Annotated in this window: 17 protein-coding genes; 5 read left to right on the top strand and 12 right to left on the bottom strand. The window is 70.2% G+C overall.

Annotated features, from left to right (window positions below; translation table 11 throughout):
• Positions 1-7: 7 nt before the first annotated feature.
• A complete protein-coding gene (locus ACLQ23_RS29315) occupies positions 8-307 on the bottom strand; it encodes a hypothetical protein (RefSeq protein ID WP_425736048.1) in 300 nt (99 codons plus the stop codon).
• On the opposite strand from ACLQ23_RS29315, the gene ACLQ23_RS29310 reads away from it, so the two are divergent.
• Complete coding sequence (locus ACLQ23_RS29310) at positions 218-517, top strand: hypothetical protein (protein WP_425736047.1); 300 nt, start codon at positions 218-220, stop codon at positions 515-517. The genes ACLQ23_RS29315 and ACLQ23_RS29310 overlap by 90 nt on opposite strands.
• Here the strand turns inward: ACLQ23_RS29310 and ACLQ23_RS29305 are convergent.
• Together ACLQ23_RS29305 and ACLQ23_RS29300 are read right to left on the bottom strand one after the other, a co-directional pair.
• Positions 465-1,115: an NAD(P)H-binding protein gene (locus ACLQ23_RS29305; protein WP_425736039.1), complete on the bottom strand. Its 651-nt coding sequence runs from the start codon at positions 1,113-1,115 to the stop codon at positions 465-467. The genes ACLQ23_RS29310 and ACLQ23_RS29305 overlap by 53 nt on opposite strands.
• Before the next feature lie 376 nt (positions 1,116-1,491).
• Complete coding sequence (locus tag ACLQ23_RS29300) at positions 1,492-2,991, bottom strand: alpha/beta hydrolase (protein WP_377674270.1); 1,500 nt, start codon at positions 2,989-2,991, stop codon at positions 1,492-1,494.
• Positions 2,992-3,264: 273 nt separating this feature from the next.
• Here ACLQ23_RS29300 and ACLQ23_RS29295 point away from each other — a divergent pair, with 273 nt between their 5' ends.
• Positions 3,265-3,444: a MerR family DNA-binding transcriptional regulator gene (locus ACLQ23_RS29295; protein WP_425881385.1), complete on the top strand. Its 180-nt coding sequence runs from the start codon at positions 3,265-3,267 to the stop codon at positions 3,442-3,444.
• A gap of 250 nt (positions 3,445-3,694) precedes the next feature.
• Here ACLQ23_RS29295 and ACLQ23_RS29290 read toward each other — a convergent pair whose 3' ends face one another.
• Together ACLQ23_RS29290 and ACLQ23_RS29285 are read right to left on the bottom strand one after the other, a co-directional pair.
• Positions 3,695-4,297: a response regulator transcription factor gene (locus ACLQ23_RS29290; RefSeq protein WP_355597407.1), complete on the bottom strand. Its 603-nt coding sequence runs from the start codon at positions 4,295-4,297 to the stop codon at positions 3,695-3,697.
• Positions 4,294-5,448 carry a sensor histidine kinase gene (locus tag ACLQ23_RS29285; RefSeq protein ID WP_355597405.1) on the bottom strand — a complete coding sequence of 385 codons (1,155 nt, stop codon included), beginning with the start codon at positions 5,446-5,448 and terminating at the stop codon, positions 4,294-4,296. Before ACLQ23_RS29285 ends, ACLQ23_RS29290 begins: the two co-directional genes overlap by 4 nt.
• 107 nt (positions 5,449-5,555) lie before the next feature.
• On the opposite strand from ACLQ23_RS29285, the gene ACLQ23_RS29280 reads away from it, so the two are divergent.
• The 3 genes from ACLQ23_RS29280 to ACLQ23_RS29270 all read left to right on the top strand — a co-directional run bounded on the left by ACLQ23_RS29280 (position 5,556) and on the right by ACLQ23_RS29270 (position 7,382).
• Entirely contained in the window at positions 5,556-6,272 is a 717-nt protein-coding gene (locus tag ACLQ23_RS29280) for an alpha/beta hydrolase family esterase (RefSeq protein WP_355631316.1), read from the top strand.
• A 350-nt stretch (positions 6,273-6,622) separates the two neighbouring features.
• Positions 6,623-6,928, top strand: a complete 306-nt coding sequence (locus ACLQ23_RS29275; RefSeq protein WP_425736045.1) for a GNAT family N-acetyltransferase — start codon at positions 6,623-6,625, stop codon at positions 6,926-6,928.
• A 31-nt stretch (positions 6,929-6,959) separates the two neighbouring features.
• Positions 6,960-7,382, top strand: coding sequence for a (4Fe-4S)-binding protein (locus tag ACLQ23_RS29270; protein WP_425881383.1), 423 nt, complete (start codon positions 6,960-6,962; stop codon positions 7,380-7,382).
• Positions 7,383-7,484: 102 nt separating this feature from the next.
• Here ACLQ23_RS29270 and ACLQ23_RS29265 read toward each other — a convergent pair whose 3' ends face one another.
• The 7 genes from ACLQ23_RS29265 to ACLQ23_RS29235 all read right to left on the bottom strand — a co-directional run bounded on the left by ACLQ23_RS29265 (position 7,485) and on the right by ACLQ23_RS29235 (position 23,056).
• Positions 7,485-7,892: a transposase gene (locus ACLQ23_RS29265; RefSeq protein ID WP_053657770.1), complete on the bottom strand. Its 408-nt coding sequence runs from the start codon at positions 7,890-7,892 to the stop codon at positions 7,485-7,487.
• A 249-nt stretch (positions 7,893-8,141) separates the two neighbouring features.
• Positions 8,142-8,936, bottom strand: coding sequence for a Tat pathway signal sequence domain protein (locus ACLQ23_RS29260; protein ID WP_157552730.1), 795 nt, complete (start codon positions 8,934-8,936; stop codon positions 8,142-8,144).
• Positions 8,937-9,304: 368 nt separating this feature from the next.
• Positions 9,305-13,141: a non-ribosomal peptide synthetase gene (locus tag ACLQ23_RS29255; protein WP_355631307.1), complete on the bottom strand. Its 3,837-nt coding sequence runs from the start codon at positions 13,139-13,141 to the stop codon at positions 9,305-9,307.
• Positions 13,138-19,977, bottom strand: coding sequence for an amino acid adenylation domain-containing protein (locus ACLQ23_RS29250; RefSeq protein ID WP_355597394.1), 6,840 nt, complete (start codon positions 19,975-19,977; stop codon positions 13,138-13,140). Before ACLQ23_RS29250 ends, ACLQ23_RS29255 begins: the two co-directional genes overlap by 4 nt.
• On the bottom strand, positions 19,974-22,550 hold the full coding sequence (locus ACLQ23_RS29245; RefSeq protein ID WP_355597392.1) for a non-ribosomal peptide synthetase: 2,577 nt from the start codon (positions 22,548-22,550) through the stop codon (positions 19,974-19,976). The genes ACLQ23_RS29250 and ACLQ23_RS29245 overlap by 4 nt, the downstream gene beginning before the upstream one ends.
• A 27-nt stretch (positions 22,551-22,577) precedes the next feature.
• Positions 22,578-22,826, bottom strand: a complete 249-nt coding sequence (locus ACLQ23_RS29240) for a hypothetical protein (protein WP_167944423.1) — start codon at positions 22,824-22,826, stop codon at positions 22,578-22,580.
• Positions 22,823-23,056 (bottom strand): MbtH family protein, encoded by a 234-nt coding sequence (locus tag ACLQ23_RS29235; RefSeq protein WP_167944434.1) that lies wholly within the window; start codon positions 23,054-23,056, stop codon positions 22,823-22,825. The genes ACLQ23_RS29240 and ACLQ23_RS29235 overlap by 4 nt, the downstream gene beginning before the upstream one ends.
• Between the last annotated feature and the right edge of the window lie 12 nt (positions 23,057-23,068).

Genomic DNA, 23,068 nt, shown 5'->3' with positions numbered 1-23,068 from the left:
TCTTTCATCAAGCCTGGTGGTTGGTGCGTTGTGGCGTTCCGGGCGTGGTGGTGGTCGCTGGGTAAGGCTCAGTAAAGATCGCCCGGTCGGCACCTACACCGTTCACCTCGCTGAGGGATGACCCGCCGGCCGGGTGGACTTCGTCGACTCCCCCAAGGTGGATGGCGAGCGAATCGTCTTCCACATCGAAGTAGGCCGGAAGTTCGGTGGACGGTGCCTGGCTGGGCTGCTGGTCCGCGAAGTGCTCGCGGACAGCATTCGCACGGATGTCGCCATCGTTCCGGTCTGCCCGCTGTTTGCGGGCCATTTGAGAAGGTATGGCGATGAGCTCGTCGCCGCGTGCCGACGTGGTGGACCTGGTGCCGCATCCACCCGTACGACTGAGAACGACGCCCGCTCGGCGCGTGACGGAAGCTACGGCCGTCACGCGCCGAGCGACAGCCATCCGCGCCGCCGCGGGCCGGTCAGCGGATGTTCGTCTGAACCGCTGTGGCAATCGGCGTCGAGCCCTGAGTGAGCTCGAGGATCCGCCGGCGGATCCGGGGCTCATGGAGCAGTTCCGCCAGGGTGGCGGCGACGTCCTCGCGGGAGATCTCGTCGTGCGGCTGCGCCGGACCGAGGGCTATCGCCCCGATTCCGGCGTGGTCGACAAGCGCCGACGGCCTGAGGATCAGCCAGTCGAGACCACTTTCAGACACGGCGACGTCGATGAGCTTCTTCACCGCGAAGTAGAACTCCACGCCCTCGTCGACTCCCTGGCCCCGCCCGGCCTCGGGAAGCACCGATACCAACGTGAAGCGCTTCACTCGGGCGATACGCGTCGCTTCGAGGGCCTTCACCACGCCGTCACCATCGATGGCCGCCGTGACCTCCCTGGCGCCTCCGTTCGACCCGGCGGTGTACACGACGGCGTCGATCCCTCTGAGCATGGATGCCAGGGAGCCAGAGGTGATGTCCGCGAGGTCGGCAACTCGCGCATCGATGCCCCGCGCGGCGAGATCGGCTCTCTGCTCATCACGACGTACCAGGCCGGAGACCTTATCGCCGCGATCGATCAGGTTCCGCGCGAGCAGCCCTCCGATGGATCCGCTGACTCCGATGATGAATACCTTCATTGCGTGCCCCAGTCCTTCTGATCGGCTCGGTCAGTGTGCCGCCGGGCGTCGCTCGTCCCAGCCTTCCTGCGGGTGGCGCAGGTGCCGCGGAAGACGTACTGCGAGGGGAGCTTGCGCTGACCGCCGGTCCAGGCGATCGGCGGTCGTCGCAAAAGATGAACTGGATGCCCATACCGCGCTCGACCGTGGTGAGCCAGGCGTGAAACTCGTGGCGCTGGCTGAGATCGGAAACGCCCAGGAAAGTACTTGAGCACCCTGCGGGGCAAGGCTTGATGCTCCTTGGAGCGTCGCGGATCCCAGGTCGGTTCAGACCACGACCCCGCCGAGGGCGCGGAACACCTCGTGTTCCGCGCCCTCGGGTCACTCCTGATCCGGGTCAGTCGCCCCGACAGGTCGTGTCCCTGGCCGGCATCGTTCCCTCCACGAGGTACGACGTGGTGAGGTTCAGCGCGCAGGCGTTGCCGCTCAGCACGTAGACGCCGTGCCCGCTCTGGTTGGCGGTCACCAGCCGGGCGCGCTGCCCGAACTTCTCGCGCAGCAGCTTGCCCCCCGCCAACGGGGTGACCGGGTCCTGCCGGTTCTGCAGGACCAGCACGTTGCGCGCCCCCTTGTCACTGATCGCGACGGGCGGCTCGGACGGCTCGTACTTCCAGTAGGCGCACGGGGTGATGTTGGCGCTGGCCGCACCGAAGAGCGGGTACCGCTTGCGGTCCTCTGCGACGGCCCGCCGATAGGTCGCGACGTCCTTGGGCCACTGGACGTCATTGCAGGTCACGGCGAGGAACACGGTGAAGGCGTTGTCGTTCGGGCTGGGCGCCGCCGCCGTCTGCGCCTGCGACGGTGCCTGGCCGGGATCCAGGTACGACTGCCAGGTCCGCGCGAGGTTCCCGTACTGCCTCTCGTTGTAGAGGTAGGCGAACGTGATGCCCCGGAAGAAGGCGCCGGTGAGCCCGTCGGGCGCCGGTGTCCGGTCGAACCGTTCGGCGAGGGTCAGGTAGGTCCTGCGCACCTGCTGTGGAGTGCGACCCAGGCCGTAGGAGTCGTGTCGCGCCGCCGCCCAGGTCGCGAAGTCGGGGAACGTCTGCTCCATGCCGAGCGCGTACCGCCGCAGGCCGTCCCGGTCGAGGTGGGTATCGCCGATGTTGCTGTCCAACACGATCCGATCGGTGCTCCTGGGGAACATCGAGGCGTACGCCGCACCCAACGCAGAGCCGTAGGACGCCCCGTAGAAGCTGGCCTTCTCTTCACCGAGCGCGGCCCGGATCCGGTCCAGGTCACGGGCCATGTTGGCGGTCGTCAAATGCCGCAGCCGCCCGTCGGTGTCGTTCTCCGCGCACCGGGCGGCGACCTCCTCGGCGATCTCCGCCTGCCGGGTCACGTCCGCGTCGTCGACCGCGTACGGCGGAATGTTGGCCCAATAGGCGTCGCCGAGGACGAAGCCGCAGCTCACCGGCGCCGAGTGCCCGACGCCCCGGGTGTCCATGCCGATCAGATCGTAGGCATCCATGACGCTGGCCGGCAGCCCTTGGCCGACCAGGAAACCCGGCTGATCCAGCCCGGTGCCGCCCGGCCCGCCGGGGTTGAACATCAGCACACCGCGCCGCTTCTCCGGCTTCGTGCTCGCGATCCGCGACACCATGATCTCGATCTGGGTGCCGTCGGGGTCGCGGTAGTCCAGCGGAACCGGCACCTTCGCGCACTGCACCTGCCCCTGTACCGCAGGCGGCACCACCACGTCCTGCGGGCACGCCGCCCACTGCAACCCCACCGTCGGTCTCCCGGCCGTCGACTCCCCGGCCGTCGCCGGGATGACCGCGGCCAAGGCACCGATCATGCCGAGTATCCCGATCAGGGCGATGCCATGCCTTCGATACACGTCCAGGTCTCCTGTTCTTCGATTTGGTGGCCTACCGGGATGCGACGCCGCGCCTTTTGGCTCAACCAGGTCACACACCATGTCGGGCCTCCATCCGCCGCCGGGGCGGACATGCCTCAATGACAGCGGCCCTCGCGGTCGCGCGTCAGTGCTGCCACGTCATCGCCACGTGTGACGTGGCGGCACTGGCCGCGTTCCGACACGTCAGTAGGCTGGCTCTCCCGTGGACGTCAGCTAGGAACGGGGAGGCGGCGATGACCGCCACCCGTCCGGATCGGTGCACTCGCCGCTCGCACCGGAATCAGCGTGCGGTTCCTGCGCTGCTACGAGGAGCAGGGCCTGCTCACCGGCCTGCGCGGCCCGAGGTCGGCCTGCGCCTTCGTCGACCTGCTGCACGCCCTCTGGCTGCCGTCGGGATCCACGAGATCACCGCCGCCCGGGTGCGCGCCCTGATGGGGCGACAACGTGCTCCGGTTGCGGCTCGCCCCCGGCTTCATCTGCGAGGCGTCCCGCTGGTAGCCCAAGGCCGGCACCCTGCTGCATCTGCACGAGGTGGGTGTAGCGGACCCCGCCGGCCGGGCGGCCGTCACCCGTTCACCATCCGGCGATCAACGTTGCGGGTGGTGGCGCCGTGCAGGCCGAGCGCGCCGCGTACCAGATCCCGCGGCGGTCGGCGTGATGGTAGGTGGGCCGGAGGCCGCTCTCACAGCCAGTCGTGTCCGCGGGCGTAGCGGGCCGCTTCGTGGCGGGTCCGGGTCTGGGTCTTGCGCATGGCGTTGGAGAGGTAGTTGCGGACGGTGCCCGGGGCGAGGTGGAGCCGGGCGGCGATGTCGGCGACCGAGTAGCCCTCGCCGGTGACCCGCAGCACGTCGGCTTCACGGTCGGTGAGGGGGTTGTCCTCGGTGACGGCCAGCGCGGAGACATCCGGGTCGATCCAGCGTTTACCCGCGTGCAGGGTGGCGATGACAAAGGTGATGTGGGCCGGCTCGGCGGACTTGCTGACGAAGCCTTGGACGCCGAGCCGCAACGCCTTGCGCAGCACGCCGGGGCGGGCGTGCCGGGTCAGCATGAGGATCACCTGCTCCGGTCGCGCTTGACGGATCTGCGCGACCGCGTCGAGACCGTCCATGCCAGGCATCTCCAGGTCGATGACCAGCACCTCGGGCCGGTGCCGCAGGGTGGCCTCGACGGCCTTCTCTCCGTTCTCGGCCTCAGCGAGAACGGTGATGTCGCCTTCCATCGGCAGTAGCGCGGCCAGGGCCGTACGCAGCAGGACCTCGTCGTCAGCCAGCACGATCGTCGTCATCGGTCGTCCTCCCCCGCGGTCGGTGGGGCCACACCAGCACGAGCGGGTCGGAAGACCGCCGCCGTCAGGAACCGCTCGTCCGTCTGGTCCACGGTCAACTCGCCTCCGTCGCCCGCCACCCGCTGCCTGAGTGTCGCCAGTCCCCTGAGCTCGGGGGGCGTGGTGGTGGTCACCCCGTCGTTGACGATGGAGATGCCCGACTCGGCGAGGATGATCTGGACCTGGGTGGCCTGCGCGTGGCGGAGGATGTTGGTGGTCGTCTCGCGCAGCACCTGCCCGAGCAGTTCACTGGCGCGGGCGTCGACCTCGGCCTCCCGGGTCACCCGGACCCGGATACCGGCGGCCTCGAACAGGTTCTTCGCGTTCTCGATCTCCGCGGTGAGGTTGAGCCGCCGCTGGGCGTACGCGAGTTCCTTGGTCTGCGCGATGGTGTCACTGACCAGCGCATACGTCTCCTGCAACTCCTTCTCCGCCCGCTCGGCGTCGCGGAGCAGCAGTCGCTGCGTCAGCGCGATCTTCAGCTTGACCACGTGCAGGGTATGGCCCTGGATGTCGTGCAGGTCGCTCGCGAACCGCACGCGCTCCCGCACCACCGCCAGCTCCGCCTCCCGATCCCGAGTTTGCTCGAGCTCCCGGATGAGGTCGTAGAACCGCTCGCCCACCAACGTCAGGACCGTCAACCCGACGGTGAAGAAGGTCGGCACGAGGACATAGGCACCCAGTACGTCGCCGATGTCGTCCCGCTCCACCAACAGCCGCGCCGCACCGACCACGGCGACGTAGGAGAACAGCCCGGCCACCGCCAGCCCTCGACGCCGCCGGACCTCGTGCAGTGCGAGGGAGCCCACGGCGCCGATACCCCAGAACGCGTTCGGAGTATCGGTGACAAGAACCCCAACCGGCCACACCGCGCCCGCCACGATCACGCAGGGCAGCACGAACCGGGACAGGTCGCGGGCCGTCCACCGTTCGAAGGCCACAAGGGCTGCCACCGCCCCCGGCAGCAGGACGACGACGTGCCACCAGGTACGCGTGTCGATGTAGAGCAGGACCACCGAGGCGAACACCACGGGCGGCAGCGACGTGGCTAGGTTGAGCCGGCGCAGCCTCCCCTGCGTCGACTGGGTGAAGCCCGTCGTTCGTGCGGTCACCCTCCCATTATCCGGCGGCCAGCGGCCACGACCAGTGACACCACGTCACAAGCGGCCGTGACACCACGCCACTGACGGGCCGGCTGCGTCCGCGCTGTCATGGGTACATGTCCACCACATCTGTCATCGAGGTCGACCGGCTGAACCTCACCTACGGCGACTTCCACGCTGTCAAAGACCTCTCCTTCCAGGTGCGTGCCGGGGAGCCTGCGCTGCTGGCCGGTGTCGCCCGGCAGGTGGTCGAGAGATACCGCGCGGATCCCGCGCGGGTACACGTGGCCGGCGCCTCGTCGGGCGCGGGGACCGCGATCATCCTTGCCGTGACCTACCCCGACGTCTTCGCCACCGCGACCTCGGTCGCCGGCGGCGAATACGGCCTCGATCAGGTGGACCCCGACGACCCGGACTCGATACCGCCGCTGGACACGGCACGTCAGGCGCGGGCCCAGATGGGCGAACACGCCCGGCGGGTGCCACTGCTGGTCATTCAGGGCGAGCGCGACGAGGTCGTGCCGCCCCTGGTCGCCACCCGACTCGTTGAACACTGGACCATCGTGAGCGACCTCGTCGACGACGGGCCGCCCAACAACAGCCTCGACCTGACCGAGGAGACCGTCTCGGTGCCCGCCACTGCGGGTCGGCACGCGTACACGCACACGACGATCACCGCGCCGGACGGCTTGTCGGTCGTCGAGTCGTACCGCGTCGAGGACATGGGGCACGCCTGGCCGGGCCCTGACGGCGACGGCCGCTACACCGATCACGCGGGCCCCGACGCCAGTGAGATCGTCTGGAGGTTCGCCGAGCGACTCCCCATGGTCTGAGGACCACGAGGGAACTGGCGGCACGCCGCCAGCAGCGCACGACCGCGCCCGCAACCGGCACCGCAGCGGCATCGCCTGGTCCAAAAGCGCCGTCCGGGTCATGCTGCTCGACGTCGACGACTGGCAATGGGCCACACCGGCGTCATGCGCTGGAACGCCAGCGGCAGGTGGGTGGTCTCCCAAGGAGATCTAAGGTAGGCGGCGCAGCAACCCACTCGGTTGGGGGTCGACATCCGGTCGGCCCGCACCCCGGCGCACTGCGGGCATCGACGAATCGATGCACTGCCTGAGGCCGGGGGACGCAAAGCTCCAGACTCAGATCGAGCCCGAAGACGTATGGAGGACACGTGATGGTGGAAGTGAAGGACGTTCCCGAGGCCAAGCAGTACGAGGCCCGGGTCGACGGGGAGTCCAGGGTCGCGGGCGTCGCGCAGTACATCCGTACCGCGGAACTCGTCGCGTTCGTGCACACCGAGGTCTCGCCGGAGTACGAGGGCAAGGGGGTCGGGTCAGCACTGGCCCGCACCGCCCTCGACGAGGCGCGTGCCGCGAACCTGCGCGTCCTGGCCACCTGCCCGTTCTTCGCGGGATGGATCGCCCGGCATCCCGAGTACGAGGATCTTGTGTACCAGTCCCGCAGCAGAGTCAGTGACTGAACAGTTGGGCACGGCAGCGACGGAGGTCGGTATGAGCAGTGGGACCGAGAGGAAGTCGTACGACGGAAGGTCGATCACCGTGACCTTCGAGGGCAGGCGCTGCTTGCACGCCGCCGAATGCGTCCAGGGCTTACCGGAGGTCTTCGACACAGGCCGGCGCCCGTGGATCCGGCCCGACGGCGCCGAGGCCGATCGTCTGGCCGAAGTGGTACGGCGCTGCCCCTCGGGTGCGCTGCAATACGAACTTGTCGACGGCGGGGCGGAGATCCCGGATGAACCCTCGCGGATCACACGCAACTCCGTGGGACAGTTGGTCGTTCGGGGCAAGTTGAGCGTGGACACGCCGGAAGGCCCACGCGCCGAGACGAGGACCGTCCTGTGTGGGTGCGGGCAGAGCGGTCTGCAGCCGTACTGCGACCACGCGGGGCCCTGCGGTCAGACGCCACGATTCTGACCCGACGCCCCCCCCTAAGCCAAAAGAGCGAGGAAGTCATCGTTGACACCTTCCGGCTCGACAATGGTCATAGCGTCGAGCACTGGGATGTCGTCCAGAACCTCACCTCCCCCTGCGGCGACCGTCGGCGGCAACCCGATGGTCTGACACCCGGCAGGTGGGGAGGCGCGGCGCATCGCACCGGCGCCGTTGCAGGGGTCGGCCATGATGTGCAGCGTCCGGTTGCCGGCGCGGGAGAGGCCGGTGACGTTTCTGGTCGCCGGAGGACGCGTCCAGCAGGGCGGTGCCGTTCCAGGACGCGAACCGGTCGCGGTCGGCGAACCGGCGGACGTCGCCGACGTCTGCCAACAGCCGAGCCGCACCTGAGGGGCCGATCCCGTGCAGGTCCGTCAATGTGCGGCCGCGGGCGACCACCAGTTCCTTGAGGTCCTTCTCCGCAGTCTTGATCTTTTTGTCGACGCCCTCAACCTTGCCCACGATGTCACGGGGTCTGATGGTCGCGATCAGCACACGTGCCTGCCGTGCGGACAGGAACTGCTTTGCCCCGCCGGGGAAAGCTCCAGCAGCAACCGGTGCAGCCGGTTGATGGCCCGCAGCCCAGCTCGTCGCGACGGCCAGCCAGCATCACCATAAGCCCCGGAGGCCGAGTTTGAACAACAAGCTCAAGGGAGTCGCGGTGGTTGTTTTCGTAGGTCCCCACCGGGGTCGCCGGGCAGCACCGACGCGCCCGCGCCCTTCCCCGACCCGGGCGCCGTCACGTCAGCTGACTCCGGTCGGGTACGGGAAGTTGTCGAACTCGGTATCCATCTCCTCCGGGCTACGGCGCAACCACGCGGCGGTCTGCCGGGCGAGCACAACCCGCGGCAGCGGCTGGTTGTCGGTGGCATCGGTGACCGGCTTCGCGATGGATTGCGCCGCCCAGGCGAGACCGACGAGGCGGTCGACGGCGTTCCACCGCTTCGGGGCGATGCCCAACAGGGTCTGGGCCCGGATGATGGAGTGCCAGACGTGGTAGGCGCCCGGCGGCTCGGTGCCGCCCGGGTAGTCCATCATGTGTACGCGCTGGCCGGGATAACGGCGCGGATCGTAGAGCACGCCCTGGCCGAAGTCGGCGAACGCCGACCGCAGCTTCGCGGCGTTCCGGCCGAAAAACCGGTGCATCACATCGAACTGGGCGTCCGCGACGACCGTCAACGGCTCTTTGACCGGCAGGAACTCCGCCACAAACCCGTCCGGGAAGGTGCCGTTCGCGCGGTGCTCCTGCCAGGCCAACGCGAACGCGGCCTGCACCGAGCCCAGTTCCTCGGTTATCGCCGTCAGCGCCGCCTTGACGGTCACTGACGGGTGGTAGAGGAACGCTTCGTCGTACTGGTACCAGAATTCGTTGTTAAACGGGTCACCATGCATACCCGGCACGTCTGGGATCTCCGGCGGCCCGGGATGGCGCTCGCCGGCGGAGGCGGACGCGGCACCGACGGCCAGCCCTGCGCCCACTGCTGTGGCGGACACCAGGGAAGCGCGCAGCAGGCCGCGCCGAGTCAAGTGTTGTCCCATTACCGTGCTCCTTCTCTCCTTGTATTTGCAGTGTCGATTGCACTACGGCGTCCGCGAAAACCTCGGCCAGGACGGCGCTCTCCACCGCCGATACCGACAGCCGGTGGAAGATTCGCAGCTCACGGGGTGCCGCCGACGCCCGCGACGCCGTCCACCCAGCCGGGCAGGGCCAGATGGTGCGGCGCACCCCGGAGCCGCAAGTTCGGCCTCCCCCGCACGCTCAGGATGCCGGAAGCTCGCACGTGGTTTCGCGTCCTCATTGGATCCAACCGACTCGTAGGGATTGATCTCGTACGCCGCGCGGAAATGAGTCGGCTCGCACAGGACGACGTCGCGCACGTGCCGGGCGCCGCAGCGCTGCAGGGTGGTCACGCCGCCGACTCAAGGATCTTGGCGAGATCGTCCACGGCGGGTCTGCGCAGCAGCGTGAAATGCTCGCCGGGCAACTCGTGGACGACCACCGGGCCGGTGCAGATTCGCCGCCAGACAGCCAGGGCGTCGCGCCGCAGTTCGGGGGTGGTGTGGCTCGCCTGTACCAGGGTCACCGGTCCGTCGTAGGGACCGGGGCGGTAGCCGGCCGCTGCCCGTACGTGCAAGTGGTTGAGACGCACACGCCGTTCGAGGTCTGCGTGCTCTCGGTCGGAGGAGACCAGACCAGCGGTGGAGGCGGTCGCGAGCACTTGTTCGGTTGCCTCGTCGCCCGGGAGCAGCACGCCGAGCTCGTCGAGGTTCAGTGGCAGCCGGCCCAGTTCCCCGGCGAGGTGACGCGCGGCCTCCCCGGAGACGTCGTCGGGGAGCACCTCACCGGGGTACGTCTCGACCATGGCAAGCATTGCGACCTGCTCCCCCGCCGCGGTCAGCCGCCGGGCCAACTCGTAGGCCACCAGCCCGCCCATCGACCAGCCCATCAACAGATAGGGGCCGGTAGGCTGTGTCTCGCGTAACGCGGACAGGTAGTGCCCGGCCAGGAAGTCGACGCTCTGATCGGCCTGCTGCTCCGGTGGTGGGGCCTGCATTCCGTAGAGCGGGCGCCGCAAGACACCGCTGAGCGACAGATCGCGGAAGCCGACGATATCGCCGCCGGCCGGGTGTACGCAGAACAGAGGCGTGCCCGTGCCGTCGCGCAGCATCACCATCGGCTGCTCCCCCGTCATCCCCCCGGAGCGGACGGCACGGGCCAGGTGAGCGGCGGTCGCCGGTCGCTCGGCGGACTGGTCGAAGAACACCGCGACCGGCAGGTCGGTGTGGCAGGCGGCGTTGATCCGCGCGATGAGACGCACGGCGAGCAGCGAGTGACCGCCGAGCTCGAAGAAGTCCTCGTCCATCCCGACCGGCGCCCGGTCCAGCAGCTCCTCGATCAGTCGGACCACGGTCAGTTCGACGGCGTCGGTGGGCACCGAGATTGGCTTGCGGGCCGGAGTCGGCCGGCCGGTCAGCCGGCCGCGGTCGAGCTTGCCGTTGGCGGTCAGCGGGATCGAGTCGATCCACAAGAAGCTGTCCGGGACCATGAAGGCGGGCAGCCGGTCGGTGACGAAGGCCCTCAGGTCCAGGTCGGCGCTGTCCGGGTCGGCCGACACCAAATAGGCGGTCAGCCGGCCGTCCGGGCCGCCGACCACCGCGGCGTCGGCGACGGCGGGGTGGCTGTGCAGAACCGCCCGGATCTCGGCGGGCTCAACCCGAGAGCCGCGGATCTTCAGCTGCTCGTCGTCCCGGTTGAGGAAGCGCACCTCGCCGTCGGGGCCGTGGCAGGCGAGGTCGCCGGTACGGTAGAGCCGCTGCCCGCGCACCGGGGAGAACGGGTCCGGCACGAACCGGTCCGCGGTCAAGTCCGGCTGGCCCAGGTAGCCGCGGGCCAGCGAACGGCCACCGAGGTAGATCTCGCCGACGACACCGATCGCGACCGGCTCCAGTTCGGCGTCGAGCACGTACAGCTGAGTGTTGGCGATGGGCCGGCCGATGGGCAGCACGGCGCCTGCGGCGGGCTCACCGACGACCTCGTGGACGCAGCAGCCGACAGCCGCCTCGGTCGGGCCGTACTCGTTGAACACGCGGGTCGCCGGGGCGTCCCGGCGCCAGGGTCGCACGGCCTCACCGGTGAGCTGCTCGCCGCCGAGGACGAGACAGTCGGCGGTGCCGGCCAAATCCCCGGGCGCGAGTACCCGGCTGGCCACGGCCAGGTGCGATGGAGTGAGTTTGAGCAGGTGGATGCCGGTGCGGGTGGTCAGCTCGCGGAACAGCGCCAGGACGTCGCGCCGGCCGTCGTCGAGGTCGGCCGACCGGCCGGTGATCAGGGGCAGGAAGAGGCTGGTAACCGTCAGATCGAAGGCTATCGACGAGTGCACGAGCGCGCCGGAGCCGCCGCCGGTGTAGGTCGCGGCGGCCCAGGCGAGGTAGTTCACGACCGCCCGATGCGGGACCAGGACGCCCTTGGGGCTGCCGGTCGAGCCCGAGGTGAACATGACGTAGGCGAGTTGTTCCGGCCACACCCGGCGGCGTTTTCCCTGGCCGTGGGCGGCGAGCTGTTCCGTGGTGCGGCGCTCAGCCGTGCCGTCCTGCTCGATCGCGGGTGACGGGTCACCGGTGACCACGATACGGCACTGTGCCTCCCTCACCAGGGCCTGGATCCGCCGCCATGGCTGCGCCGGGTCAAGGGGGACGTAGGCAGCGCCGGCCTTCAGCACGCCAAGGATGACCGCCACCAGCTCCACGGAGTGCGGCAGGCACACGCCGACGCGGTCCTCAGGGCCGACGCCGTCGGTGCGCAGCCCGTGCGCGATCCGGTCCGCGAGTTCGTCGAGCTGCCGGTAGGTCAGTGTCCTGGCCGGGTCGAGGACCGCGACGGCGTCCGGGGTGCGCCCTGCCTGGGCTTCGACGAGTTCGTGGAGACAGGCGACGGGCAGATCCCGGCCGGTGTCGTTGAAGCTGTGGAGCAGTTCGTCGCGGGTGCCGGGGTCGAGGCAGGTCACGGTGCTGACCGGAGCTGCCGGGTCGGCCAGCAGACCGGCCAGCAGGGTGTCGTACTGCTCCGCAAGACTACGGATGTAGCCGGGGTCGAACCGGTCGGCGCGGTAGTGCCACACCGTGCGGACGGTGTCGCCGCTGAGCAGGCATTCCAGCTTCACGCCGTACGGCTCGGCCGACACGTCGGACCAGGTGACGACGAACGTGACGGCGCCGGCCGTCAAGGGTTTGGGCTCGGGACGGCAGTCGAATGCGGTGGCCCAGCCGGTGGCGCCGGCCGCGTAGGAGGCCAGTAGGTTCTCCTCAAGGTCGTCGGCGCGGGTCAGCTGCCGGTCGAGCTCGGTGGTGAGGGTGGACAGGCTGACGCCGGGCCGAACGTGACCGACGATCGGCACCCACTTGGCGAAGTGGCCGAGGCACTCCGCCAGCTCCTCGTAGCCGCGTCCGCCGAGGCTGGCGCCGACCACGACGTCGCTCGCCGCGGTGACCCGGGCGAGCAACGCCTGCCAGACCGCCAGTAGCACGCTGCGCGGGGCGATCCCACGCGATCGGGCGTAGGCGTGCAGTGCCGTCCCGGCCAGTTCCTGCCCGATCCGCCTGCTGCCCGCCGACCGGTCGCCGCCGGCGCGTTGCAGCGGCAAGGACCGGGTGGCCGCCGGCTCGTTTGCGGCGGCCAGCAGCGCATCGGCCTCCGGCACTGGGCCGTCCAGACCGGCCTGGTGCTGCCACTCGACGACCTCGGCGTATGCGACCGGCTCTTCGTCCGGCTTCTCGCTGCGGTAGGCGCCGGCGAGGGCTGCCACCAGCAGTCGCATCGTCTCCGCATCCGCGCTCAGTGGACTGACCGTCAGCAGCAGCGCGTGCCGGCCGGGGGCCAGCGCGAAGAGCACGCTTGCCAGCACAACGTCGGCGTTGCCCCGTTCCTGCTCGGCGACGGCGAGCAGGCGCTCCTGGCGTTCGGCTTCGCCCAGGTGGGCAAGGTCCTCGAACCGGTGCTCTGGCGGTGCGGCTCCCGGCTCGGCGACGACCTGGACGGCCGAGCGCACCCCCGGCACGCGGCGGTACGAGGTGCGCAGGATCGCGTGACGGTTGGTCACCTCGGCCAGGGCTGCGCTCAGCCGGCCGGTGTCCAGCGGACCGGTCACCAGCAGCAGGGTCTGGGCCCAGGTTGCCTCGCCGTCTTCGCGTAGCTGCCAGATGTGTTGTTGTTGCACCGACAGCCGGAATCCCCGCACCTGGTTCATCGGACCCCCACCATGTCACCCATCGCCACCAGCAGCGCACGGTCGCCCCGGAACGCGTTGCGGGCGTGCGCGACCAGGAAGTTATCGACCATCAGCACGTCGCCGCGCTGCCACCCGAAGGTGACCTCGAGCTCCCGATAGACGCGGCAGATCTCGACCATCGCGGCGTCCGGGATCGGGCTGCCGTCGCCGAACTCGCAGCTGCGGGGCAGTTCGTCCGGCCCCATGGTGGCTAGCAGCGAGGTACGGGCGGCGGCCGGCAGGCAGGCCAGATGCCAGTGCTGCACCTGGTTGAACCAGGACCACTCTCCGGTGACGGGGTGCCGAACGGCTGCCGGGCGGGTCGCCGTGGTCCGCAGCCGGTCACCGCGCCACTCGTACTCCAATCCCTGCGTCGCGCACCGGGCGGCGACCTCGTCGCGGCTGTCGGTGCGGAACACGGTGCGCCAGTCCAGCCCGAGGCCCGTGCCGTAGCTGCGTACATAGCGCACCCCCTTGCGGAGGAACTCCTCGCGCAGGTCGGCGTCGAGGCGCCGGTAGACCGCGCGGCTGTCGACGATCGGGGTCTCCCCGCCGGTCTCGGCGGGTTGCTGACAGCAAAACCAAATTTTGGCCGGGGCTTCGTCGTTGAAAGAGTTCTCGTTGTGCCACAGCAGCTTCTCCTCCGGCGGGAAGAAGACCGGCGTGTACACGTTGCCGCTCAGCGCGGCCCGGGGATGTTCGCCGTTGTCGCCGAACAGCTCGTCGACGAAGACCATCGCGAAGCGTTCCAGCTGAGGTGGCCGCACGATGTCGAAGCCGCGGAACAGCAACGCTCCCGCCTCGCGCAGCGTCGACTCCAGCGAGTCACGGTGGGCGGCCGCCCAGTCGGCCAGGTCGACGTCGTCGCGCGTCGGGCTCAGCACGAGCGGCAGCGCAGACCCGTCGCCGATCGGGCAGCGCGTGACGGCCTCTGCGGAGGCGAGGGTGATCGCGGTCGGTGCGAGCCGCTTGAATCCCTTGCGCCGCCGGGGTGCCGGGTTGTCCCCGACCGGCTCGTCGGCGCGCTCGATCAGGGCGGTGAGCAGCGCCAGATATTCGTCGCGTAGCGCCTCGACCGTGCCGGGGTTGAACAGTTCCGCGTCGTAGTCCCAGGTGCCCTCGATGCCCTCGGCGTCGGCCTTGAGCAGCAGCACGAGGTCGAACCGGCTGGTGTCGATCACATCCAGGCCGGCCGGCTCGACCTCCAGTCCGGGCAGGGTGGCCGCCGACTCCGCCGTGCTATCCAGCACGATCTTGATCTGGAACAGCGGGTTGGGGTTGCCGCTGCGCCGCGGGTTGAGCAGCTTGACGACTTCCTCGTACGGCAGGTCCTGATGGGCGTAGGCGTCGAGCGTACTGCTCCTGGTGCGGCGCAGCAGCTCGCGCCAGGTCGGCCGGCCGCTGAGATCGCCGCGCAGCACGATCTGGTTGACGAAGAAACCGATCAGCCGCTCGGTGGCGGTGTCCGAGCGGCTGGCGACATCCGAGCCGACGGCGACGTCCTGCCGGCCGGTGCGGTGGGCTACCAGCACGTGCAGCACGCTCAGCAGCCCCATGAACAGGGTGGCCTCCTCCTGGCCGCACAGCTTGCGGAGCGCCTCGGTGGTGTTGGCCGGGATCCGGAACGGCAGCAGGCCCCCGGCGTGGGCGGCATGCGCGGGCCTGGGTTGGTCGGTGGGCAGGCCGGGCAGCTCCAGGATGCCGTCGAGGCGCTCCCGCCAGTAGTCGCGCTGGCTGTCCCACTGGCCCTCCGCAGCGCAGCGGCGCTGCCAGACCGCGTAGTCGGCGTACTGGACCGGCAGTTCGGGCAGGCGCGACGGCCGGCCGTCGAGGGCGGCGGCGTATGCCTCGGCCAGTTCGTCGAGCAACAGCCCTGCCGACCAACCGTCGACCGCGATGTGGTGCATGGTCAGGAGCAGGACGTGCTCGGCCGGGCCGACCCGGGCCAGGGCGGTTCGGACCACCGGTGGGCGCGCGAGGTCGAACGGCTGGGCGTACTGGTCGCGCCCGAGCCGTCGGGTTTCGGCGGCGCACTCGGTCGGCGGCAGGCCGGAGAGGTCAACCACGGGCAGATCGTCGTGGCGGTGCGGCAGGATCACTTGGCGGGGGCCGCCGTCCTCGGAGACCAGCACGGTGCGCAGCACCTCGTGGCGGCCGGTGACCTCGTCGAGGGCGGCTGTCAGGGCGGCCACATCGAGCTTGCCGCGCAGCCGCAGGAAGACCGGGAAATTGTATTGAACGCTGCCGTGATGGAGTTGATGCACGAACCAGAGCCTTTCCTGGGCAAAGGATGCGGGCATCGACCCGGTGCGGGCAACGCGTTCCAGGGCCGGGGGCCTGGGTTCCGCCTCCTGCTGGATGAGCTCGTCGACTAGCCGGGCGAGGGCGGCGAGCGTGGAGAATTCGAACGGTGCCCGGATCGGGACCTCGACGGTGAACTCTCGGCGCAGCCGGAACACGAGCTTGAAGGTCAGCAGGGAGTGGCCGCCGAGGTCGAAAAAGTCGTCGTCTGGGCGGATCGCCTCGCGAGCCAGTAGTTCGGTCCAGATCTCCGCGATCCGGCGTTCCGTGTCGCTCATCGGCCTGCGCCCCGCGGCCTGCGGGCTACCGGCTGCGCCGTCGGTACCGGCCTCGACCAGATGACGCAGGGCCGTGTGGTCGAGCTTGCCGCCCTGGGTCAGCGGCAGCTCGGCGAGCGGGACGTAGCGTGACGGAACCAGCGGAGCGGGCAGGTGGGCGCGCAGGTGCGCTTCGATCGCCGGCAACGCGGCGACGGCTGCGGCATGCCACAGCGGATCGTTCGCTAGGCGCTGCGGCGTCGGTGCGGAAAACTCGGGGCTTGTGGGGCCGAGCTGGTCGACTCGGGTCAGCAGCACGTCGAAGGCGCCGTCGGTCCGGCCCCGGGCCCAGCTCAGCTCGACCTGGTAGGGCACCCGGCCGGCGAGCTGCCACAGCTGTTCCGGATCATGACCGGGCTGCCCCGGATCGCCGAAGGTGAGGTTGGTGAGCGGTGTGTCACCGGAGGCGCCGGCGAGCGCGTCCAGCAGTGCCAGGTCGCCGTCCAACCGGGCGTTGGGCACGCCGGCGACAACCAGCCGGGCGGGCCGTTCGCCGGTCAGGCGGGACTCGAGAGCGGTCAGGCTAAGGCCGTCGGCGCTCCAGTCGAGAACCTCGCTCGGCGCCGGCGCCGGTCCGTCGATCTCGAGGACGACGTCGTAGCGGTAGCGGATGAGCTCGTTGCTGGTCCCGCCGCGTTTGGGCATGACGCGCACGGCGCTGATCCGAGGCAGGATGGTCGGCAGGCCGGTGAAGAAGCGGGGGTCGAGGCACAGTTCCTCCTCGGCGTCGAGCTGGCGCTGCACGTCGGCTCGCAGCCGGCCGACGGTCGTGCCGGCCAGGGCGCGCCGGGCAGCGACCGAGGTGCGGAACGCGCGCAGCAGGGCCAGGTTGCGCACGTCGCCGACGAAGACGTGGCCGCCCGGGGCCACCGCAGAGACCGCCTGCTCGAGGATCTCGGCGAGATACCGCTCGGACGGGAAGTACTGGACGACGGAGTTGAGAACGACCGTGTCGAAACTCTGCCCGGCAGGGACGCCGAGGTGGGCGGGTGCGGCGGACAGCTCGACGTGGGCGTCCCCCGCTCCCGGGACAGACCGGCGGACGTAGTCGACTGCGGCGGCTGAGAGGTCGACGCCTCGGTAGTGCTCGGATCCGGGGGCCAGTCGAGCCAACAGCATGCCGGTACCGAAGCCGATCTCGAGGATCCGGCGCGGACGTAACGCCGCGAGCCGGGCGACCGTCTCGTCGAGCCAGGCCGCCATCTCGGCCGGGTCGATCGGCTCGCCCGTGTAGCTGCTGATCCAGCCGGCAAGGTGGAATGCGGGGTCCGCGCCGGCGGACAGATCGGCGTAGACGTCCTCGTCATAGAGGCTGCGCCATTGCGCGAGCCGTTCGTCGCGGTGCCCGGCGTCTGCGACGTTGCCGTCGACGGCAACGATAGCGACGAGTTGTGCCGTACCAGAGACGGCGCGGTCCACCTCGATCACGCATCGCCGCACGGCCGGGTGTTCCTCGGCGAGCCGGGCGATCTCCCCTGGTTCGACCCGGTGGCCGCGGATCTTCACCTGGTCGTCCGCGCGGCCGAGGTATTCCAGGTTGCCATCGCTGCGGCGGCGCACGAGGTCGCCGGTGCGATAGAGGCGGCTGCCGGGTAGGCCGCCGTACGGGTCGGGCCGGAACCGATCGGCGGTCAGAGCGGCGCGGTTCCAGTAGCCGTAGGAGACTCCGGCGCCGCCGACGTAGAGCTCGCCCGTGGCGCCGACCGGTACCGGCTGCAGGCTCTCGTCCAGCACGTAGAGCCTGGTATTGGCGATCGGGGTACCGATCGGCACCCGGCCCGAGGGCGCTGGGGCCGGGCCCACCTCGTACGCGGCGCAGGCGACCGCGGTCTCGGTCGGGCCGTACTCGTTGATCAGCCGTAGCCCGGCGGCGTCCGGATGCCAGCCGGCCAGCTGGCCTTCGCGCAGTTCCTCGCCGCCTATGACCAACGCGCGGGTCCACTGCTCTCGGCGGTTCTGGGCGCCAGGGACGTCTTCGAGTAGGCGCAGGTGGGCCGGAGTCAGCTTGACGAAGGTCAGGTCGCGGTCAGTACGCGCGGAGTCGGCCAGCGCTGCACCGGGCGCCTCTCCGGCGTGCGGCACGATGATCCGCTGCCCGGCCAGCAGGGGGGCGAAGAGGCTGGTGACGGTCAGGTCGACAGCGACCGAGGAGTGCAGCAGGGTGCCGCCGCCGTGACCCGCTGCCGCGAACGTCTCCACCGTCCAGAGCAGATAGTTGGCGACGCTGCGGTGCGACACCAGCGTTCCCTTCGGGCCGCCCGTCGACCCGGATGTGTAGATGAGGTACATCGGATCGTCCGCGTGGCCGTCCACCCGGGGCGGGTCGGCGGTGGTGCCGGTCAGGCTTTCCACGTACAGGACGGGGATGTCGGTGATCTGCTGCCGGACGGCCTCGGTGATCAGCAGGGTCGCGGCGCTGTCCCCCAGCAGGTGGATCAGCCGGGCCGTGGGGTCGGCTGGGTTCATCGGCAGGTAGGCGGCGCCGGCCTTGAGCACGCCGAGCAGGGTGGCGACCAGTTCCGTCGACGGAGTGAGCAGGACGGCGACGATGTGACCACGGCGCACCCCCTGCTCTCGCAACGAGTGAGCGATGCGATTCGCGCGGCCGTCCAGCTCGGCGTAGGTCATCCGGCCGCAGGGATCGGAGACGGCGACCGCCTCGGGACACAGCCGCTTCTGCTCCTCGAACAGCCGGTGCACGCGCGGGTCGGCGGGCCGTTCCCGAAGGCTCGCGTTTTCGTCGCGCAGCAGTCTGTCGCGCTCCGCGCCGTCCAGCAACGGAAGGTCGCCGACACGGGTGGTGGGGTCCGCGCCGACCGCATCGAGGACCAGCAGCAGGGAGCGGGTGAGGCGCTCGGCGGTCGCCGCGTCGAAAAGGTCGGTGGCGTAGATGAGCAGGCAGCGTAGGCCGTCCGGCTCCTCGACGACGTTGAGGTCCAGGTCGAAGCGGGCGGCGTGGTCGTCGATGTCGAGCATGACGACCTGCAGGCCGGCCATCGTACGTACGGGATCGGGGGTGTTATGCATGGTGCAGTTGACCTGATAGATCGGGTTGCGGCTCAGGTCCCGCTCCGGGTGCAGCCGGCGGGCGACCAGGTCGAGCGGCACGTCCTGGTGCTCGTAGGCGTCGAGGCAGGTCTGGCGCACCCGCTCGAGAAGGTCCTTGAACGGCTCGTCGGCACGGATCCGGGTGCGCAGCGCGACAGAGTTTGCGAAGAAGCCGATCAGCTCGTGCAGGGCGCGGTGGCGCCGGTTGGCGACCGGCGTGCCGACCACGACGTCGTTCTGGCCGCTGTACCGGGCGAGCACCACCTGCAATGCGGCGAGCAGCACCATGAACAGCGTGCCGCCGGACCGTCCGGCCAGGGCGACCAGCCGGTCGCGGACCGTCGACGGCACGGTGCCGGTCACGCTTGCGCCCTGATGTCCCGCGACCGCCGGACGTGGCCGGTCGGTGGGCAGTGTCAGGGCCTCCGGGGCATCCGCGAGCTGCTGCTGCCAGTAGTCGAGCTGACGCGTCGCATCGTCACCGGCCGCCCAGTCCTCCTGCCAGCAGGCGTATTCGCGGTAGGTCACCGGCAGCAGCGGCAGGTCGGCCTTCGTGCCGGTCACCCGCGCCTCGTAGCAGCGGGCGAGATCCCTGGTGAAGACGCTGATCGACCAGCCGTCGAACACGGCGTGGTGGAAGGTGACGAGCAGCAGTGCCTCCCGCGGTGCGAGGCGCAGTAACCGATAGCGCAGCAGCGGTCCCGCAGCCAGGTCGAACGGATCGCCCGGCTCGGTCTGCGCGAGCCGCTCGGCCTCGTCGTACCGCAGTTCGACGGGCAGGCCGCTGAGATCGAGGACGGGCAGCGGCCGGGGGCCGGGCAGAGCGACCCGCTGGACGGGTCGGCCCTCGTGCACCGGCAGGGCGACCCGCAGGACCTCGTGCCGGGCCTGGACGTCGTCGAGCGTCAGCGCGAGCGCGGCCACTTCGAGGTCGCCGGTGATCCGGTAGGCCGTGGGGCTGTGGTAGGCGTGGCTGGCCGGGTCGAGGTGGTGCAGGAACAGCATGCGGCGTTGGGTGAACGATGCCGGGGCGTCCCCATCGTCCGCGCCGAGGCCGATGGGCGGCAGGCCCCGCTCCCACAGCCGCTGCCGCAGCTGTGCCCGCTGTCCGGGAGGCAGGTCGCGGATCTGGTCGGACACAGCGCTCACAACACGGTCCCTTCCTGCCGGGAGATTCGCTCGATGCGCTGGACAAGGTCGTCGACCTCGTCGGGCGGACTGCCGGGACGCTCACGGCGGCGCTGCTCGATTTCGGCCGCGAGCCCGGCGACGGTCCGGGTCTCGAAGATCACCCGGGCCGGTACGTCGACACCGAACTGACTGCCGATCTCGGTGACCACCACGATCGCGAGCAACGAGTGGCCGCCGAGGAGGAAGAAGTTGTCGTGCACCCCGAACTCGCGCACTCCGAGAAGTTCGGCCCAGATCTCCCATACCTGGCGCTCGAGCGGGTTGCGGGGCGCGACTCTGCCCACCGGCGACACTTGGAGGCTGGCGGGCACGCCGGGCAGCGCCCGGACGTCGAGCTTGCCGCTGACGGTGGTGGGCAGCCGGTCGAGGGCGATGAAGTGGTTGGGGAGCATGAAGGCGGGCAGCCGCCGGCGCAGCTGGGCCAACAGGTCGTCAACACTGATCTGCTGCCCTTCCCGGCCGACCAGGTAGGCGACCAGCCGGTTGTCGCCGCTCACCTGGACCAGCCGGACGACGCACTCGCGGAAGGTGCCGGTGGCGAGCAGGGCGGCCTCGATCTCGCCCGTCTCGATCCGGTATCCGCGCACCTTCACCTGCTGGTCGATCCGCCCGAGGAATTCCATGGCCCCGTCCGCGCGCCACCGGACGAGGTCTCCGGTGCGATAGAGCCGCAGGCCGGGCACAGCGCCGAAGGGATCAGGGACGAAGCGTTCCGCGGTCAGCGCGGGCCGGTCGAGATAGCCGCGGGCCAGGCCGGCGCCGCCGACATAAAGCTCGCCGGGGAATCCGATCGGCACCAGGCGCAGTTGCTGGTCCACCACGTGCAGGGTGGTGTTGGCAATGGGCCGGCCGATTGGCACGCCGCCGCGCTCGGGCAGGTCGGTGATCCGATGGCAGGTCGAGAAGGTGGTGTTCTCGGTCGGCCCGTAGCCGTTGATCAGGTGGCCGGGCGGCCCGTCCCGCAGGACCTGCCGGCTGCGGCCCGGATCCATCACTTCGCCGACCACGAACAGATAACGCAGGCCACCGAAGGCTCCGGCATCGAGGTCGACGACGCGGTTGAACAGCGTGCTGGTCAGTGCCAGGACGGTCGGGCGCAGCCTGCCGAGCAGCGCGAGTACCTCCTCGGGCCCGAGTTGCTCGCCGCCGGGGAGCACCTCGACCCGGGCACCGTTGCAGAGCGCGCCCCAGACTTCGAAGAGCGTGATGTCGAACGACGGATCGCCCAGGTGGACCAGGAGGTCGTCCGGTCCGATCGTCACGTAGTCGGTCTCGGTGATGAGCCGAACTATTCCCCGGTGTTCGACGCCAACGCCTTTGGGCCGCCCGGTCGACCCGGAGGTGTACATGACCGCCGCGAGCGCGCCGGGCAGCGAGCGCGGCTCCGCCGCGGAGGTGACGGACCGGCGGGCAGTCGACGCGAGAGCAATCGCGGGCACGCCGGTGGCCGGCAGCCAGGGCGGGACGTCCGTTCCGGTCAGTACGGCGGTGACCCGGCAGTCGCGCACCATGAAGTCGAGACGCTCGGCGGGGTGCGAGGGGTCGAGCACGAGATAAGATCCGCCCGCCTTGAGCACGCCGAGCATGCCGACCACCAGATCCGCGCCGCGTGGCAGGTGCAGGCCGACTTGGCTGTCCGGGCCGACGCCCACCCCGATCAGGGTTTGGGCCACCTGGGCGGCCTGCCCGACGAGCTCGGCGTAGGTCAGACCAGTGGTGCCCTCCGTGAGGGCGACCCGGTCGGGGGTCCGCAACGCCCAGCGCTGGACCAGGCCGTCGACGGTGCACGTGCCCGGAAGCGGCCGCGCTGTGTCGTTCCATCGGTTGAGGCGGGCAAGTTCGGCCGGGGTGACCAGGCCGAGGTCGTCAAGGGGCCCGTCCGGGTTCATGGCCATCGCGTGCAGCACCTGCAGCCATGCCTGGGCGAGTCGCTCGACGGTGGCCGGCAGCCACAGGTCGGTGGCGTACTGAACGGCGCACGGCAGGTCGCGCGTGTCGTCGTGGATGGTCCATTTGAGGTCGAAGATGGCGACCGGGTCGTTCTGGACCGGGCCGGGCACAGCTTCGAAACCGACCTGGCAGATCGGATGCCGGCTCGGGTCGTCGGCGCCGGCCAGCAGGTCCACCAGGTCCTCGAAAGGCACTTCATGGGTACGCGCGGCGGCAGTGCCGGCGGCTACCCGGGCGACCAACTCGCGCGGGCGGAGAGGGCCGGCAAGCCCGGCGCGGAGCACGACCGTGTTCGCACCGCCGGTCGTGAGTCCCACCAGTGCGTCGGTCCGGCCCTGGTAGCGGCCGAGTAGGACGAGCAGCCCGGCGAGCAGGACCGCCGGCAGGTCGGCCTCCACCTGCTGGCCGAGGCTGCGCAACCGCTGCGCCAGGTCGGCGCCGAGGCGCAAGTGGTGGGTGGCGCCCCGGTGGGACTGCACGGGCGGGTGCGGCACGTCCGTCCACAGGTCGACTGCGGTTGCGTCGCCGAGCGTCTCCCGCCAGTAGGCCGCGGATGCCGGCCGGATCTGCTCTTTCGGCACTGTGCCCTCCATGGTCTGCCGCAGCTGTCAGTCGCGCGTTGGTCGCAGGTCCGCCGGCCGGTCGAAGCGCAGCCGGGTGATGCAGAAGTCCTGCCATCGCGGGTCCGCCGAGTCCCAGATCAGCTGCGGGTCGGTCAGAACCGGTGTGCGTACGACGGTGAGGTCGTCGCGCAGGTAGACGACGTCGTCGTCGGTAAGCCCGGTGCCGGCCGGCTCGGCCCAGCCGTCGAAGGCGCGCAGCTCGCCGAGCCGGTAGGCCCGGCTGTACGGGCTCATCGGGACGCCTCTGCGGCCTCGTCCTGCTCCATCCGTCGGCGGAGGCTCAGCGGGCGCAGGTCCGTCCAGACCTCGCCGATGTGCCGGAGGCACTCGGCGCGCGATCCGGTCTTGCCCGTGCCCGTCCAGCCGGCCGGGCTCTCCCGGTCGACCGGCCAGATCGAGAACTGCTCCTCGTCGTTGACCACCACCCGGTAGGATCGGCTGTCGGTGTCGTCTGCCGCGTCCATCGATCGCTCCTT

Origin of the sequence: Micromonospora sp. DT41, assembly GCF_049841715.1 — a bacterium.
Taxonomy (GTDB): domain Bacteria; phylum Actinomycetota; class Actinomycetes; order Mycobacteriales; family Micromonosporaceae; genus Micromonospora; species Micromonospora profundi.
Note: the sequence above shows the minus strand (reverse complement) of the source record. Positions and strands in the feature narration are given on the sequence as shown.

Bases quoted from the DNA above. Each gene is read 5' to 3' on its own strand.
- ACLQ23_RS29315 (WP_425736048.1), bottom strand. From the start codon at position 307: ATGGCCCGCAAACAGCGGGCAGACCGGAACGATGGCGACATCCGTGCG.
- ACLQ23_RS29305 (WP_425736039.1), bottom strand. From the start codon at position 1,115: ATGAAGGTATTCATCATCGGAGTCAGCGGATCCATCGGAGGGCTGCTC.
- ACLQ23_RS29290 (WP_355597407.1), bottom strand. From the start codon at position 4,297: ATGACGACGATCGTGCTGGCTGACGACGAGGTCCTGCTGCGTACGGCC.
- ACLQ23_RS29280 (WP_355631316.1), top strand. From the start codon at position 5,556: ATGTCCACCACATCTGTCATCGAGGTCGACCGGCTGAACCTCACCTAC.
- ACLQ23_RS29275 (WP_425736045.1), top strand. From the start codon at position 6,623: ATGGTGGAAGTGAAGGACGTTCCCGAGGCCAAGCAGTACGAGGCCCGG.
- ACLQ23_RS29270 (WP_425881383.1), top strand. From the start codon at position 6,960: ATGAGCAGTGGGACCGAGAGGAAGTCGTACGACGGAAGGTCGATCACC.
- ACLQ23_RS29260 (WP_157552730.1), bottom strand. From the start codon at position 8,936: ATGGGACAACACTTGACTCGGCGCGGCCTGCTGCGCGCTTCCCTGGTG.
- ACLQ23_RS29255 (WP_355631307.1), bottom strand. From the start codon at position 13,141: ATGAACCAGGTGCGGGGATTCCGGCTGTCGGTGCAACAACAACACATC.
- ACLQ23_RS29240 (WP_167944423.1), bottom strand. From the start codon at position 22,826: ATGAGCCCGTACAGCCGGGCCTACCGGCTCGGCGAGCTGCGCGCCTTC.
- ACLQ23_RS29235 (WP_167944434.1), bottom strand. From the start codon at position 23,056: ATGGACGCGGCAGACGACACCGACAGCCGATCCTACCGGGTGGTGGTC.